Source organism: Arthrobacter sp. NEB 688 (genome assembly GCF_013201035.1).
GTDB lineage: Bacteria > Actinomycetota > Actinomycetes > Actinomycetales > Dermatophilaceae > Phycicoccus.
This window is the reverse complement of sequence record NZ_CP053707.1, coordinates 2,684,536-2,697,975: the sequence shown is the minus strand read 5'-3', so window position 1 is coordinate 2,697,975 and position 13,440 is coordinate 2,684,536. Positions and strand designations below refer to the sequence as shown.

The following is a 13,440-nucleotide window of genomic DNA, read 5'->3' as shown; positions in this document are numbered from 1 at the left end:
TCACCGCTTGGACTTCGGGGTGCGCCGCGGCTGGTTGCGCGGGCCGGAGCGCGCGTACTCGTGGACGGTGCGGCCGGTGAGGGTCGCCCCCTCCACGCGGTCGACCTGGCCGGCCGCGACCGAGGCCGCGGGGGCCGCGGCGTCGCCGGAGGTGGGCACGGCCTCGCCGGCGTCCTTGGCCTTCTTCGTCTGGTGGCGCAGCGCGCGCTTCTCGAGGTCGACGACCTTCTCCTCGTTGCGTCGCAGCGAGACGAGGACCGGGGTGGCGATGAAGATCGAGGAGTAGGCGCCGACGAGGATGCCGACGAACAGCACGAGCGAGAGGTCGACGAGCACGCCGGGGCCGAGGAAGACCGAGCCGACGGCGAGCACCGCGGCGATCGGCAGCAGGCCGATGACCGTCGTGTTGATCGAGCGGACCATCGTCTGGTTGACCGCGAGGTTGGCGGCCTGCGCGAAGGTCATCCGGCCGTTGGCGAACGCCTCGTTGGTGTTCTCGCGGACCTTGTCGAAGACGACGACGGTGTCGTAGAGGCTGTAGCCGAGGACGGTGAGGAAGCCGATCATCGTGGCCGGCGAGATCTCGAAGCCGCTCAGGCTGTAGATGCCGACGGTGATGACGAGGTCGTGGACGAGCGCGACGAGTGAGGCGGCCGCCATCTTCCAGTTGCGGAAGTAGATGCTCAGCATGATGACCACGGCGACGAGGAAGATGAGCAGCGCGCGCAGCGCCTGCCCGCTGACCGAGGCGCCCCAGGACGGCCCGATGAACGTCGCGCTGACGTTCTCCTCGGGCACCCCGAAGGCCTGCGCGAGCTCGCCGCGGACCTGCTGGCTGTCGGTGTCGGTCAGCTTCTCGGTCTGGACGCGGACGGTGTTGGTGCCGACGAGGGTGACGTTGACGCCGCTGGCGTCCTCGGCGGCGCCGACGGCCTGGCGGGCGGTCTGCTCGTAGTCGCTCGGCGTCGAGCCGGTCGCGATGCGGAACTCGGAGCCGCCGCGGAACTCGAGGCCGAGGTTGAGGCCCTGCACCGTCAGGCCGAGGACCGCGACGACGATGAGGACGAGCGAGCCGAGGTAGAACGAGCGGCGCTTGGCGACGACCGGGATCGAGCGCTTGCCGGTGTAGAGGTCGTTGCCGAAGTCGGAGAACGAGGTGCTCACGCGCGGCTCCCTTCGGTGGCGGGGGCGGAGGGTTCGACGGGGGTGAACCGGCCGCGACCGGCGTAGCTGCGCTTCTTCGCGCCGAGCTTGCGCGGGTCGAGCCCGGAGAACCGGTGCCCGTCGCGGAAGAACGGCACCCGGGTCAGGAGCGTGAGCAGCGGGTGGGTGAACCAGAAGACGACGAGCAGGTCGATGAGCGTCGTCAGGCCGAGCGTGAACGCGAACCCGCGCACGCTCGAGCTCGCGAGCAGGTAGAGGACGATCGCCGCGAGGAAGTTGACGCCGTCGGCGATGAGGACCGTGCGCTTGGCGCGGTTCCACCCGGTCTCGACGGCGCTGGCGAGGGAGCGGCCCTCGCGCAGCTCGTCACGGACCCGCTCGAAGTAGACGATGAAGCTGTCGGCGGTGAACCCGATGGCGACGATGAGGCCGGTGACGCCGGCCATGTCGAGGCGGAAGTTCTGCGCCCAGCCGAGCACCGTGATCGCCAGGTACGTGAGCAGGCCGGCGACGACGATCGAGCTGATCGTCACGAAGCCGAGCATCCGGTACTGGAAGAGCGAGTAGACGACGACGAGCAGGAGGCCGATGAGGCCGGCGACGAAGCCGTAGCGCAGCTGCTCCCCACCGAGGGTCGGGCTGATGTCGACGCTCGACTGCTCCTCGAAGGACAGCGGCAGCGCGCCGAACTTCAGCTGGTCGGCGATCTCCTTGGCCCCGGCGAGGGTGAAGCCGCCGGTGATGCTCGCGCGGCCGTTGGGGATGGCCTCGTTGAACTGCGGCGCGACGATGACGCGCGAGTCCAGGACGGTGGCGAGCTGGTTCTGCGGCGAGGGCAGCCCCACCATCGTGCGGCTGATGTCGGCGTACTGGCGGGCCCCCTCGCTGTTGAAGGTGAGGGCGATCTCGACGGTGCTCGTGACGGCGCCCTGCGGGTTGCTCTGGTAGCCGGCGGTGGCGTCGGTGATCTTGTCGCCGGAGACGGCGACCGGGCCGAGGATGTACTTGGTCGAGCCGTCCTCGGAGCAGGTGACGAGCGGCTCGGCTGCGACGTCGCGGACGGTCTCGAGGGCCTTCGGGTCGGCGCAGTTCAGGGCGTCGTAGGCCTGCTGGACCTCGGGGGTGATCCACGCGAGGTCGGTGGGGCCGCTCGGCGCGGCGGAGCCGCTGCCGCTCGCGCTCGGGCTGGGGCTCGCGCTCGGCGAGGCGCTCGCGGAGGCCGAGCCGCTGGGGCTCGGGCTCGGGCTGGCGGCGGTCAGCGCCTCGTTGACGGCGCTGTTCTGCGTCGAGGAGGCGCTGGGGGCCGGCGAGGCGGTGGAGCCGGCGGACGGCGAGGCCGAGGGCGAGGCGGACCCGCTCGCCGACGCGCTCGGCGCGGCGCTCGGGGAGCCGGTCGGGACCGGGATGCCCGAGCCGATCGCGAGGACCGCGCGGAACTGCATCTGCGAGGACTGGCTGATCGCGTTGCGGACGGCCTGGGTCGGGATCTCGGGGATGCTCACGACGATGTTGCTCTCGCCCTGGGTCGTCACCTCGGCGCCGGAGACGCCGTTGGAGTCGACGCGCTGGACGATGATGTCGCGGGCCTGGGCCAGCGACTCCGCGGAGACCGCCTGGCCGTTGGTGACCCGCGGCTCGAGGATGATCTGGGTGCCGCCCTCGAGGTCGAGGCCGAGCTTCGGCGTGGTCTGCCCGTCGCCCCAGACGACCGAGCCGGTGAGGACGCCACCGAGGGCGACGACGAGGACGGTCAGCGCGATGAGGGCCCGGCGGGCCGCGGTGCGCGGTGCGGTGCTCGCCACGTCAGCCCACCTCTCCCGCGCGCATCCCGATGGCCCGGCGGTCGAACCGCAGCGTGACCCCGTTCCCGACGTCGAGCGTCGCGACCCGGTCGTCGAGGGCGGTGAGGGTCCCGTAGAGACCGGACGTCGTGACGACCTCCTCCCCGACGGCGAGGGAGGCCTGGAGGGCCTGGACCTGCTGTCCGCGCTTGCGCTGGGTGAAGAACATCCAGACGAGGAGGAGGAACGGCAGTCCCAGGATCAGGAGGTAGGTCAGGCCGGAGCCGGAGCCGGAAGACATCGGAGTTGGTCCTTCGGAGCGGGGGTCCCCCGCGCTGTGGTGAACAGTGGGTCGGCCCGGGAGCACCGGGCCGAGGACTCACTGTAGGCGAGACGCGGACGCCCCACCAACGATCCGACACGCCCGCGCGTGCCCCGGGGGGCGCCCGGGAGCGGGGTCAGCCGCCCAGCCGTCCGGGGCCGTCGTCGAGCAGCGGCAGCGCGCCCTGCTGCGGCGCACCGGCGGGGGGACGCAGCCCGAGGTGGCTCCAGGCCCGGGCGGTCGCGGCCCGGCCGCGGGGGGTGCGGGAGATGAAGCCCTCCCGCACGAGGTAGGGCTCGGCGACGGTCTCGACGGTGTCGGACTCCTCCCCCACGGCGACGGCGAGGGTCGAGAGGCCGACCGGCCCGCCGGCGAAGCGGCGGCACAGCGCCTCGAGGACGGCGCGGTCGAGGCGGTCCAGCCCGGCGTCGTCGACGTCGAACAGCGCGAGGGCGGCCCGGGCGGCGGCGTGGTCGACGTGCCCGTCGCCGTGGACCTGGGCCCAGTCGCGCACCCGGCGCAGCAGCCGGTTGGCGATGCGGGGCGTGCCGCGGGAGCGGCCGGCGACCTCGGTGATGCCCTCGGCGTCGGCCTCGACCCCGAGCAGGCCGGCCGAGCGGCGCAGGATCGTCACGAGGTCGGCGACGTCGTAGTAGTCGAGGTGGCCGGTGAAGCCGAAGCGGTCGCGCAGCGGCGCCGGGAGCAGCCCGGCCCGGGTCGTCGCGCCGACGACGGTGAACGGCGGCAGCTCGAGCGGGATGGCCGTCGCGCCCGGGCCCTTGCCGACGATGACGTCGACCCGGAAGTCCTCCATCGCGAGGTAGAGCATCTCCTCGGCGGAGCGGCTCATCCGGTGGATCTCGTCGAGGAAGAGGACCTCGCCCTCGTCGAGGCTGGAGAGGACCGCGGCGAGGTCGCCGGCGTGCTGGATGGCCGGGCCGCTCGTGACCCGGATCGGGCGCTCGAGCTCGGCGGCGACGATCATCGCCAGCGTCGTCTTGCCCAGGCCGGGCGGGCCCGAGAGCAGGACGTGGTCGGGCGGGCTGCCGCGGCGGCGGGCGGCCTCGAGCACGAGCCCGAGCTGGTCGCGCACCCGCGGCTGGCCGGGGAACTCGGCGAGGCGGCGCGGGCGCAGGGCGGCCTCGACGACCCGCTCGTCGTCGCTGCCCCCGGCGTCGACGACGCGGGCGGTGGCGTCGAAGGAGCCGTCGTCCTCGCGGTCGTCGGCCTCGTGGACCTCGCTCCCCCAGCCGCGGGCCGCGCTCACGGCCGCAGCTCGCGCAGGGCCAGGCGCAGCAGCGCGGCGATGTCGGCGTCGGCCGGGGCGGTGCCGGCGACCCGCTCGACGGCGTCACCGGCCTGCTTCGCCGACCAGCCGAGCCCGACGAGGGCCTCGGCCACCTGGCCGCGCCACGGCTCCTCGCCCGGGACGACCGGCGCGGGGGCACCGGGGCCGGCGCCGGTGCGCACGGCGCCGACCTTGTCGCGCAGCTCGAGGACGAGCCGCTGGGCGGACTTGGCGCCGATGCCGGGGATGGCCGTCAGGGCCTTGGCGTCGCCGGAGGACAACGCCGTCGCGAGCTGGTCCGGGCCCATGACCGAGAGCATCGCGAGGGCCAGGCGCGGCCCGACGCCCGAGACCGTCTGGACGGTCTCGAACATGTCGCGCTCGGCGGGGCTGCCGAAGCCGTAGAGGGTGAGGGAGTCCTCGCGCACGACGAGGGTCGTCGCGAGCGAGGCCTCCTGCCCGCGATGGCAGGCGGCGGCGGTCGCCGGGGTGGCGTGCACGAGCATCCCGACCCCGCCGACCTCGAGGACGACGTGGTCGAGGCCGACGTGCGTGACGGCCCCGCGCAGCGAGGCGATCATCCGCGGGCCGCCTTCGCGAGGGCGTCCAGGCGCGCGGACTGCGCGCCCCGCCAGGTGTGGCAGATGGCCAGGGCGAGGGCGTCGGCGGCGTCGGCGGGCCTCGGCGGCGTCGCGAGGCCGAGGATGCGGGTGACCATCGCGGTCACCTGCGCCTTGTCCGCGCGCCCGGAGCCGGTGACGGCGGCCTTGACCTCGGTCGGGGTGTGGAAGACGACGGGCACCTCACGCTTGGTGGCGGCGAGCAGCGCGACCGCCGTGGCGTGCGCGGTGCTCATGACGTTGGTGATGTTGGAGTCGGCGAAGACCCGCTCGACGGCGACGACGTCGGGGCGGTAGCGGTCGAGCCAGCCCTCCATCTCGCGCTCGAGGTAGACCAGGCGCTCCCCCGGGTCGCCGTCGCTCGGGGTGCGCACGACGCCGACGGCGACCATCCGGGCACGCCCGAGCCGACCGTCGACGACCCCAAGGCCGCAGCGGGTGAGACCGGGGTCGACACCGAGGACGCGCACGCGGGCTCCTTCACCGAGCGATGGAACAGGTGTTCGACGCCCACGCTACGGCCCCGCCGGGTGCTCCCCCGGCACCGACACGCGGCGCCGCTCAGTCCTCGGCGTCGAGCTCGGCGAGGACGGAGTCCGGGATGTCGCCGTTGGCGAAGACGTCCTGGACGTCGTCGGAGTCCTCGAGGGCCTCGATGACGCGGATCATCTTCTTCGCGCCGTCGGCGTCGAGCGGCACCTGGAGGTTGGGGACCCAGGAGGCCTCGGCCGAGTCGTAGTCGATGCCGGCGTCCTGGAGGGCCGTGCGGACCGCGACGACGTCGGTCGCCTCGGAGACGACCTCCCACGAGTCGCCGTTGTCGTTGACCTCCTCGGCGCCCGCCTCCAGGACGACCTCGAGGATCTCGTCCTCGCCCTTGTCGTCGCTCTTGGGGACGATGACGACGCCCTTGCGGTGGAAGACGTAGGCCACCGAGCCCGGGTCGGCGAGCTGGCCGCCGTTGCGGGTCAGGGCGGTCCGGACCTCGGCCGCGGCGCGGTTGCGGTTGTCGGTGAGGCACTCGATGAGCAGCGCCACCCCGCCGGGGGCGTAGCCCTCGTAGGTGATGGTCTGCCAGTCGGCGCCGCCCGCCGTCGCACCGGACCCGCGCTTGACCGCGTTGTCGATGTTGTTGTTGGGGACCGACGACTTCTTGGCCTTCTGGATCGCGTCGTAGAGCGTCGGGTTGCCCGTCGGGTCACCGCCGCCCGTGCGGGCCGCGACCTCGATGTTCTTGATGAGCTTGGCGAAGAGCTTGCCGCGCTTGGCGTCGATCGCCGCCTTCTTGTGCTTGGTGGTCGCCCACTTGGAGTGGCCGCTCATGAACGCTCCCTCTGGCTCTGCTGCACGATGTCGACGAAGAGGCGGTGGACCCGGTGGTCACCGGTCACCTCCGGGTGGAAGGACGTGACCAGCAGGTTCCCCTGCCGCGCGGCGACGATCCTACCCGCGGCCGGACCCTGCTCGACCCGCGCGAGGACCTCGACGGCCTCCCCCGCCTCCTCGACCCACGGCGCCCGGATGAACACCGCGCGCACCGGCTGGCCGCCGAGCTCGCGGATGTGCAGGTCCTCCTCGAAGGAGTCGACCTGCCGGCCGAAGGCGTTGCGGCGCACGAGGATGTCCATCCCGCCGAGGGTCTGCTGCCCGTCGGCGCCGTCCGCGAGGCGGTCGGCGAGGAGGATCATCCCCGCGCAGGAGCCGTAGACGGGCAGGCCGTCGGCGATGCGGGCGCGCAGCGGCGCCTGGAGGTCGAAGGCCCGGACGAGCTTGTCGATCGTCGTCGACTCCCCGCCCGGCAGGACGAGCCCGTCGACGGCCTCGACCTCGGTGGGGCGGCGCACCGTGACGGCGTGGGCGCCGCCGCGCTCGAGCGCGACGAGGTGCTCGCGCACGTCGCCCTGCACGGCGAGCACGCCGACGGTGGGGGTGGTGGTCACGCCGACCGACTCTACGGCCCGCCGCGACCTAGGCTGCACCGGTGCCCGAGCCCACCGTGCGTCCCCGTCGGCCCGCCGACGTCCCCGCGCTCGTCGAGGTCCTCGCGGCCCAGCAGCCCGCCTCGCGCTACCCCGTGCGCTGGCCGCTGCCCTTCCCCGTGGAGGAGTTCGTCGTGCGGCCGGGCGAGCTCGGGGCGTGGGTGGTCATCGAAGCGGGCGCGGTCGCCGGTCACGTCGCCGTGCTCGAGCCGGGCGAGGGCTGGGAGACCGAGGCGTTCGTCGACGCGACCGGGCTGCCCGCCACGGACCTCGGCACCGTGTCGACCCTCTTCGTCGACCCCGCGCGCCGGGGGCTGGGGCTCGGCTCGCGCCTGCTCGGGACGGCGGTGGAGCACGTGCGCAGCCTCGGCCGGGTGCCGGTGCTCGACGTCGTCCAGGAGCACTCGGTCGCCGCCGACCTCTACCGGCGGCGCGGCTGGCGGGTCGTCGGCGAGGCACGGCCGCACTGGCTGCCGGCCGACCGTGCGCCGGTGCTGCTCATGACGCTCGACGCCTGACCGGCGCCGCCCGGCTCAGGTCGCGACGCCGTCGCGGCCGCGCTCCTTGGCCCGGTACAGCGCCTGGTCGGCCATCTGCCGCAGGCCGTCGAGGTCGGCGACCTTGCCGACCGCGAGGCCGACGCTCACCGTGACCCGCAGGTCGGGGGCGAGGTCGTCCCAGTGGTCGCGGCGCACGAGCTCGACGAGCTCCAGGCACCGCTGGCGGGCGGTGTCGACCCGGTCGGTGTCGAGCAGGAGAAGGAACTCGTCGCCGCCCCAGCGCACGACGAGGTCGGTGCCGCGGACGACCGTCCGCAGCGCCGCCGCGACGCGCACGAGCACCTCGTCGCCGACCTCGTGGCCGTGGGTGTCGTTGACGCCCTTGAAGTGGTCGACGTCGACGAGGACGAGGGTGACCTCCTCCCGCGCGGGGCCCTGTCCGTCGTGCAGTGCGTCGACGTGCGCCTCGAGCCCGCGCCGGTTGGCGACGCCGGTCAGCGCGTCGACCTCGGCCGCGACGCGCAGCCGGGCGTGTTCCGACGCCAGGTACTCGTTCTGGATGAGCGAGCCGATGGCCTCGACGGCGGCGATGCGCGCCTCCTGCCGACGCTGGGCCAGCTCGCGCGCGACCCGCAGCCCGGCCGTCTCGTGGCCGAGCTCCTCGGCCTCGAGCTCGGCGTCGCGGGTCAGGGCCAGGAGGTAGAGCTCGGGCATCCGGACCCGGTCCCACGCCTCGATGGCGGCCGCGAGGTGCTCGCGGGCCCGGCGCGGGTCGGGCTCGGTGAAGGAGCGCGCCAGGCCGAGATAGGTGGCGAACTCGGCCTCGTCGCCGTCCGCGGGCGGCCGGGGCGTGCCCGAGGCCGGCGGGGCGATCGCGTCGATGAGGTTCTCGAAGATGTGCAGGTCCACGCGCCAGCTCTCGGGCAGCAGCTCGAGCGGGACCCGCTGGACCGCGCCCCGGGCGAGGATGCCGAGCTCGTGGAGGTCCTCGCCGGGCCCGGTCTGCCGGGTGACGCAGAGGCGCCGGAGCTGGATCTCGGCCCGGTTGTACATCGCCGTCGCCATCCGCCAGGCGTCCTGCTCGTCGTTCTTCAGCTGGTCGGCCGCCGACGAGGTGTGCTCGAGCGCGAGGTCCCACATGTCGCGGTCGAGGTAGCCCGTGGCGCACTCGACGTGGGCCGACGCGAGCATCTCGTGGGCGCGGGGGGCGCCGCGCAGGAGGACGGTGGCCCGGGTGAGGTCGCGGTCGGCGTCCAGGCGGGGGCGGTCGTCCCACATCTCGGCGGTGGCGCCCTGCGCCAGGGCCAGCGCCTCCCAGACGATGTCTCCCTGGGCCCGGGCGCGCTCCCGGAGCATCACGAGGTGGTGACGGCGCTCGGCCGCGCCGTCGGCGGCCAGGAGGCGCACGTACTCGGCGACCATGAGGACGTCGACCCACCCCTGCTCGGTCGCCTGGGCCTCGAGGGCGTCGAGCTGCCCGGCGTCGAGCGCGTCCGGCGTCTGCGCCGTGAGGATGAGCTCCCGGGCCTGTTCGAGCAGGGCCTGGTGCTCGGACGTGCGCGCGTGCGGGCACTCCTGCGTCTGGTCGGTGGTGGCTCCCCCCATGGGGTCGAGTGTGCGGTGTGACACACCTGTGCCGCAGCGAAGTCCGCCAGATGACCCCGAGGTCTGTCCGAACGTCCATGACCCGCCGGAGGTGCTTGCCCGACGGCCTCCTCGGTGCAACGACGCCGGCAGGCTAGCGTCGGACCCATGTCGTCAGCGCTGACCGCCCGGGCCGAGGCCCTCGACTCCGACCACGCCCGCACCGACCTGCGTTCGCGCTTCGTGCTGCCGGACGGCGTCGTCTACCTCGACGGGAACTCGCTCGGCGCGCTGCCGGTCGGGGTCGCCGAGGCGGTCGCCGACGCCGTGCACCGCCAGTGGGGCGAGCGGCTCATCGCCAGCTGGAACGAGGCCGACTGGTGGGGCGCCCCGACCCGGGTGGGCGACCGCGTCGGCGCGCTCGTCGGCGCCGCTCCCGGCCAGGTCGTGTGCACGGACTCGACGACGGTCAACCTCTTCAAGGTCGTCGTCGCCGCCGCCCGGATGCGCCCCGGCCGCCGGGTCGTGCTCATCGACCCCGCGTCGTTCCCCACCGACCTCTACGTCACCGCCGCGGCCGCCCGCGACACCGGCCTCGTCGTCGAGCACGTCTCCCCCGCCGACGCCCCCGCCCGCATCGCCGAGCTCGGCGACGACCTCGCCCTCGCCTCGTACAGCTCGGTCGACTACCGCACCGGCGAGCTCTGGGACCTGCCGGAGATCACCCGGGCCGCCCACGCGGTCGGTGCGCTCGTCTGCTGGGACCTGTGCCACTCGGCCGGCGTCCTGCCCGTCGACCTCGACGCGCACGAGGTCGACCTCGCCGTCGGCTGCGGCTACAAGTACCTCAACGGCGGCCCCGGCGCACCGGCCTTCCTCTACGTGGCCCACCGCCACCAGGACGCCTTCGACCAGCCGCTGTCGGGCTGGAACGGGCACGCCACCCCCTTCGCGATGGCCCCGGACTTCTCGCCGGCGCCCGGCATCGCCCGCGGACGGGTCGGCACCCCGCCGCTGCTGTCGATGCTCGCGCTCGAGGCCGCGCTCGGCGTGCACGAGGGCGTCGCGCTCGCCGACCTGCGTGACCGCTCGCTCTCGCTCACCGGGTTCTTCCTCGAGTGCCTCGACGAGCTGCTGCCCGGGCTCGAGGTCGCGACGCCCCGCGAGGGCGCCCGCCGCGGGTCGCAGGTCAGCGTCCGCCACCCCGGCGCGTACGGCGTCGTGCAGGCGCTCATCGCGCGCGGCGTCGTCGGCGACTTCCGCGAGGCCGACATCGTCCGGCTCGGCTTCGCGCCGATGTACCTGACCCACGCCGACGTCCTGCGCGCGGCGCAGGAGCTGCGGGCGGTCCTCGACGGCGCGGAGCACGAGCGTCCCGAGTTCGCCGAGCGCGCGCAGGTGACCTGAGCCCCGCCGGCTGGTTCGATGGCCCGGTGAGCGCCACGTCCGCGACCGTCGACCGGGGCCTCCCGCTGGCCTCCCCCGGCGGGCGCCGGCTGCTCGCGGCGTCCATCCTCGGCTCGGCCCTCGCGGGCATCGACGCGACGGTCGTCAACGTCGCCCTGCCCGCCGTCGGGGCCTCGCTCGACGCCGGGTTCGCGACGCTCCAGTGGGTGGTCTCGGCCTACGCCCTGACCCTCGCGGCCTTCATCCTCCTCGGCGGCGTCCTCGGCGACCGGTTCGGGCGGCGCCGGGTGTTCGTCGTCGGCGTCGTGTGGTTCGCGCTCGCCTCGCTGCTCTGCGGCGCCGCACCGGACGCCACCCTCCTCGTCGCGGCGCGCGCCCTCCAGGGGGTCGGGGCGGCCCTGCTCACGCCGGGCAGCCTCGCGATGATCCAGGCGAGCATCGCCGCGCAGGACCGCGGGCGAGCCATCGGCGCGTGGTCGGGCCTGGGCGGCGTCGCCACCGCGGTCGGGCCCTTCCTCGGCGGGTGGCTCGTCCAGTCGCTGTCCTGGCGGTGGGTCTTCCTCGTCAACGTGCCGCTCGCCGCGGTCGTCGTCGTCCTCGCGCTGCGGCACGTGCCCGAGAGCCGGGACCCGGACGCCGACGGGCCGGTCGACGTCGCGGGCGCGGCCCTCGGCGCCCTCGCCCTCGCCGCCCTCACGTGGGCCCTCATCGCGGCCGGGGAGTCCGGGGCGACGCCGGCCGTGCTCGCGGCCGCCGTCGTCGGGGTCCTCGCCGCCACCGCGTTCGTCCTCGTCGAGCGGCGGGTCCGCGCCCCGATGCTCCCCCTCGACGCCTTCGCGCGGCCGCAGTTCCGGGCCGTCAACCTCGTGACCTTCCTCGTCTACGCGGGGCTCGGGGCGGTGTTCCTGCTGCTCGTCGTGCAGCTGCAGGTCGTCTGCGGCTTCTCGCCGGTGGCGGCCGGGACGGCCCTGCTGCCGGTCACCGGCGTCATGCTCCTGCTCTCGTCACGCTCGGGCGACCTCGCGGCCCGGCTGGGTCCGCGGCGGCAGCTCGCCGCCGGCCCGCTGGTCGCCGCGGCCGGGGTCCTGCTCATGCTGCGCCTCGGGCCCGGTGCCTCCTACGTGCTCGACGTCCTGCCGGCGGTGCTCGTCCTCGGCCTGGGGCTCGTCGCGATGGTCTCGCCGCTCACCTCCACGGCGCTGTCGGCGGCGCCGGCCGAGCACGCCGGCCTGGCGTCCGGCGTCAACAACGCCGTCGCCCGCACCGCCGGGCTGCTGGCGGTCGCGGTCGTCCCCGCCGTCGCGGGGCTCACCGGCCGGGCGTACGACGACCCGGTGGCGTTCGACGCCGGCTTCGCGGTGGCCCTGTGGGTCAGCGCGGCCGCGCTCGCCGCGGGCGGGGTGCTCGCGGCGCTCGTCGTCCGCGACGACGACGTCCCCGCGCCGTCGCCCGGCGACCGCCGCCTGTGGTTCTGCGCCGGACTCGTCGGCCCGCCGCCGGCCACCCGGGTCGACGCCACCGGCCGCCCCGACTGCGACCCCGTCCCGCTCGTCACGACCCGCCCGGAGGACCCGATGCCCTGCTCCCACCTGACCGACACCACACCCCCGACCCCGCGCACCGACGGCTGCGAGGAGTGCCTGCGCGACGGTGGCACCTGGGTGCACCTGCGGCTGTGCCAGGCGTGCGGCCACGTCGGCTGCTGCGACTCCTCACCGGGGCGGCACGCGACCGCGCACGCCCGGACGAGCGAGCACCCGGTCGTGCGCTCGTTCGAGCCCGGCGAGGAGTGGTTCTGGTGCTACGTCGACGAGGTGGCGCTCGAGGTGCCCGGCGCCCCACCGGCGCCGAGCCACCCCTGAGCGCCCCGCGTCACCAGCCGCGCTCGGCGAGCCGGTGCGGCTGCGGGATCTCGTCGACGTTGATGCCGACCATCGCCTCGCCGAGGCCGCGCGAGACCTTGGCGATGACGTCGGGGTCGTCGTGGAAGGTCGTCGCCTTGACGATGGCCTCGGCGCGCTCGGCCGGGTTGCCCGACTTGAAGATGCCGGAGCCGACGAAGACGCCCTCGGCGCCGAGCTGCATCATCATCGCGGCGTCCGCCGGGGTGGCGATGCCGCCCGCGGTGAAGAGGACGACGGGCAGCTTGCCGGTCTCGGCGACCTCCTTGACGAGGTCGTACGGGGCCTGGAGCTCCTTGGCCGCGACGTAGAGCTCGTCGGGCTCCATCGAGCGCAGGCGGTTGATCTCCTTGCGCAGCGAGCGCATGTGGGTCGTCGCGTTCGAGACGTCGCCGGTGCCGGCCTCGCCCTTGGAGCGGATCATCGCCGCGCCCTCGGTGATGCGGCGCAGGGCCTCGCCGAGGTTGGTCGCGCCGCAGACGAAGGGGACGGTGAACTGCCACTTGTCGATGTGGTTGGCGTAGTCGGCCGGGGTGAGGACCTCGGACTCGTCGATGTAGTCGACCCCGAGGGACTGCAGGACCTGCGCCTCGACGAAGTGGCCGATGCGCGCCTTGGCCATGACCGGGACGGAGACGGCCTCGATGATCGAGTCGATCATGTCGGGGTCGCTCATCCGCGAGACACCGCCCTGGGCGCGGATGTCGGCGGGGACCCGCTCGAGGGCCATGACGGCGACGGCGCCGGCGTCCTCGGCGATCTTCGCCTGCTCGGCGGTGACGACGTCCATGATGACGCCGCCCTTGAGCATCTCGGCCATGCCGCGCTTGACGCGGGTCGTGCCGGTGCCGGTGGTCGTGGGGGCGCTCTGCTGCTCGCTCATGGGCGCGATTC

13 protein-coding genes are annotated in these 13,440 nt (G+C 74.4%); 3 read left to right on the top strand and 10 right to left on the bottom strand.

Annotated elements, in window-relative coordinates:
* The 8 genes from secF to pdxT form a co-directional block, all read right to left on the bottom strand.
* Positions 1-1,164 (bottom strand): protein translocase subunit SecF, encoded by a 1,164-nt coding sequence (gene secF / locus HL663_RS12645; protein WP_173028711.1) that lies wholly within the window; start codon positions 1,162-1,164, stop codon positions 1-3.
* A complete protein-coding gene (secD, locus tag HL663_RS12640) occupies positions 1,161-2,966 on the bottom strand; it encodes a protein translocase subunit SecD (protein WP_173028710.1) in 1,806 nt (601 codons plus the stop codon). The genes secF and secD overlap by 4 nt, the downstream gene beginning before the upstream one ends.
* A gap of 1 nt (position 2,967) precedes the next feature.
* Positions 2,968-3,246, bottom strand: a complete 279-nt coding sequence (gene yajC, locus HL663_RS12635) for a preprotein translocase subunit YajC (RefSeq protein ID WP_173028709.1) — start codon at positions 3,244-3,246, stop codon at positions 2,968-2,970.
* A gap of 157 nt (positions 3,247-3,403) precedes the next feature.
* Positions 3,404-4,534 carry a Holliday junction branch migration DNA helicase RuvB gene (gene ruvB, locus HL663_RS12630; RefSeq protein ID WP_173028708.1) on the bottom strand — a complete coding sequence of 377 codons (1,131 nt, stop codon included), beginning with the start codon at positions 4,532-4,534 and terminating at the stop codon, positions 3,404-3,406.
* On the bottom strand, positions 4,531-5,136 hold the full coding sequence (gene ruvA / locus HL663_RS12625; protein WP_173028707.1) for a Holliday junction branch migration protein RuvA: 606 nt from the start codon (positions 5,134-5,136) through the stop codon (positions 4,531-4,533). Before ruvA ends, ruvB begins: the two co-directional genes overlap by 4 nt.
* A complete protein-coding gene (ruvC, locus tag HL663_RS12620; RefSeq protein ID WP_173028706.1) occupies positions 5,133-5,645 on the bottom strand; it encodes a crossover junction endodeoxyribonuclease RuvC in 513 nt (170 codons plus the stop codon). Before ruvC ends, ruvA begins: the two co-directional genes overlap by 4 nt.
* 91 nt (positions 5,646-5,736) lie before the next feature.
* A complete protein-coding gene (locus HL663_RS12615) occupies positions 5,737-6,498 on the bottom strand; it encodes a YebC/PmpR family DNA-binding transcriptional regulator (RefSeq protein ID WP_173028705.1) in 762 nt (253 codons plus the stop codon).
* Positions 6,495-7,115, bottom strand: coding sequence for a pyridoxal 5'-phosphate synthase glutaminase subunit PdxT (pdxT, locus tag HL663_RS12610; RefSeq protein ID WP_173028704.1), 621 nt, complete (start codon positions 7,113-7,115; stop codon positions 6,495-6,497). Before pdxT ends, HL663_RS12615 begins: the two co-directional genes overlap by 4 nt.
* 41 nt (positions 7,116-7,156) lie before the next feature.
* Between pdxT and HL663_RS12605 the strand changes: the two genes are divergently transcribed.
* The gene (locus HL663_RS12605; RefSeq protein ID WP_286175606.1) at positions 7,157-7,672 is read left to right on the top strand and encodes a GNAT family N-acetyltransferase; all 516 of its coding nucleotides are present in this window, start codon (positions 7,157-7,159) and stop codon (positions 7,670-7,672) included.
* Between the two features lie 15 nt (positions 7,673-7,687).
* Here HL663_RS12605 and HL663_RS12600 read toward each other — a convergent pair whose 3' ends face one another.
* Positions 7,688-9,259 carry a GGDEF domain-containing protein gene (locus HL663_RS12600; RefSeq protein WP_173028703.1) on the bottom strand — a complete coding sequence of 524 codons (1,572 nt, stop codon included), beginning with the start codon at positions 9,257-9,259 and terminating at the stop codon, positions 7,688-7,690.
* A 147-nt stretch (positions 9,260-9,406) separates the two neighbouring features.
* Here HL663_RS12600 and kynU point away from each other — a divergent pair, with 147 nt between their 5' ends.
* Together kynU and HL663_RS12590 are read left to right on the top strand one after the other, a co-directional pair.
* Positions 9,407-10,645 carry a kynureninase gene (gene kynU, locus HL663_RS12595; protein WP_173028702.1) on the top strand — a complete coding sequence of 413 codons (1,239 nt, stop codon included), beginning with the start codon at positions 9,407-9,409 and terminating at the stop codon, positions 10,643-10,645.
* 26 nt (positions 10,646-10,671) lie between these two features.
* On the top strand, positions 10,672-12,507 hold the full coding sequence (locus HL663_RS12590; RefSeq protein ID WP_173028701.1) for a DHA2 family efflux MFS transporter permease subunit: 1,836 nt from the start codon (positions 10,672-10,674) through the stop codon (positions 12,505-12,507).
* A gap of 10 nt (positions 12,508-12,517) precedes the next feature.
* On the opposite strand, the gene pdxS is transcribed toward HL663_RS12590, so the two are convergent.
* Positions 12,518-13,429: a pyridoxal 5'-phosphate synthase lyase subunit PdxS gene (gene pdxS / locus HL663_RS12585; protein ID WP_173028700.1), complete on the bottom strand. Its 912-nt coding sequence runs from the start codon at positions 13,427-13,429 to the stop codon at positions 12,518-12,520.
* Positions 13,430-13,440: the final 11 nt, after the last annotated feature.

Bases quoted from the DNA above. Each gene is read 5' to 3' on its own strand.
- HL663_RS12615 (WP_173028705.1), bottom strand. From the start codon at position 6,498: ATGAGCGGCCACTCCAAGTGGGCGACCACCAAGCACAAGAAGGCGGCG.
- ruvA (WP_173028707.1), bottom strand. From the start codon at position 5,136: ATGATCGCCTCGCTGCGCGGGGCCGTCACGCACGTCGGCCTCGACCAC.
- yajC (WP_173028709.1), bottom strand. From the start codon at position 3,246: ATGTCTTCCGGCTCCGGCTCCGGCCTGACCTACCTCCTGATCCTGGGA.
- kynU (WP_173028702.1), top strand. From the start codon at position 9,407: ATGTCGTCAGCGCTGACCGCCCGGGCCGAGGCCCTCGACTCCGACCAC.
- pdxS (WP_173028700.1), bottom strand. From the start codon at position 13,429: ATGAGCGAGCAGCAGAGCGCCCCCACGACCACCGGCACCGGCACGACC.
- HL663_RS12600 (WP_173028703.1), bottom strand. From the start codon at position 9,259: ATGGGGGGAGCCACCACCGACCAGACGCAGGAGTGCCCGCACGCGCGC.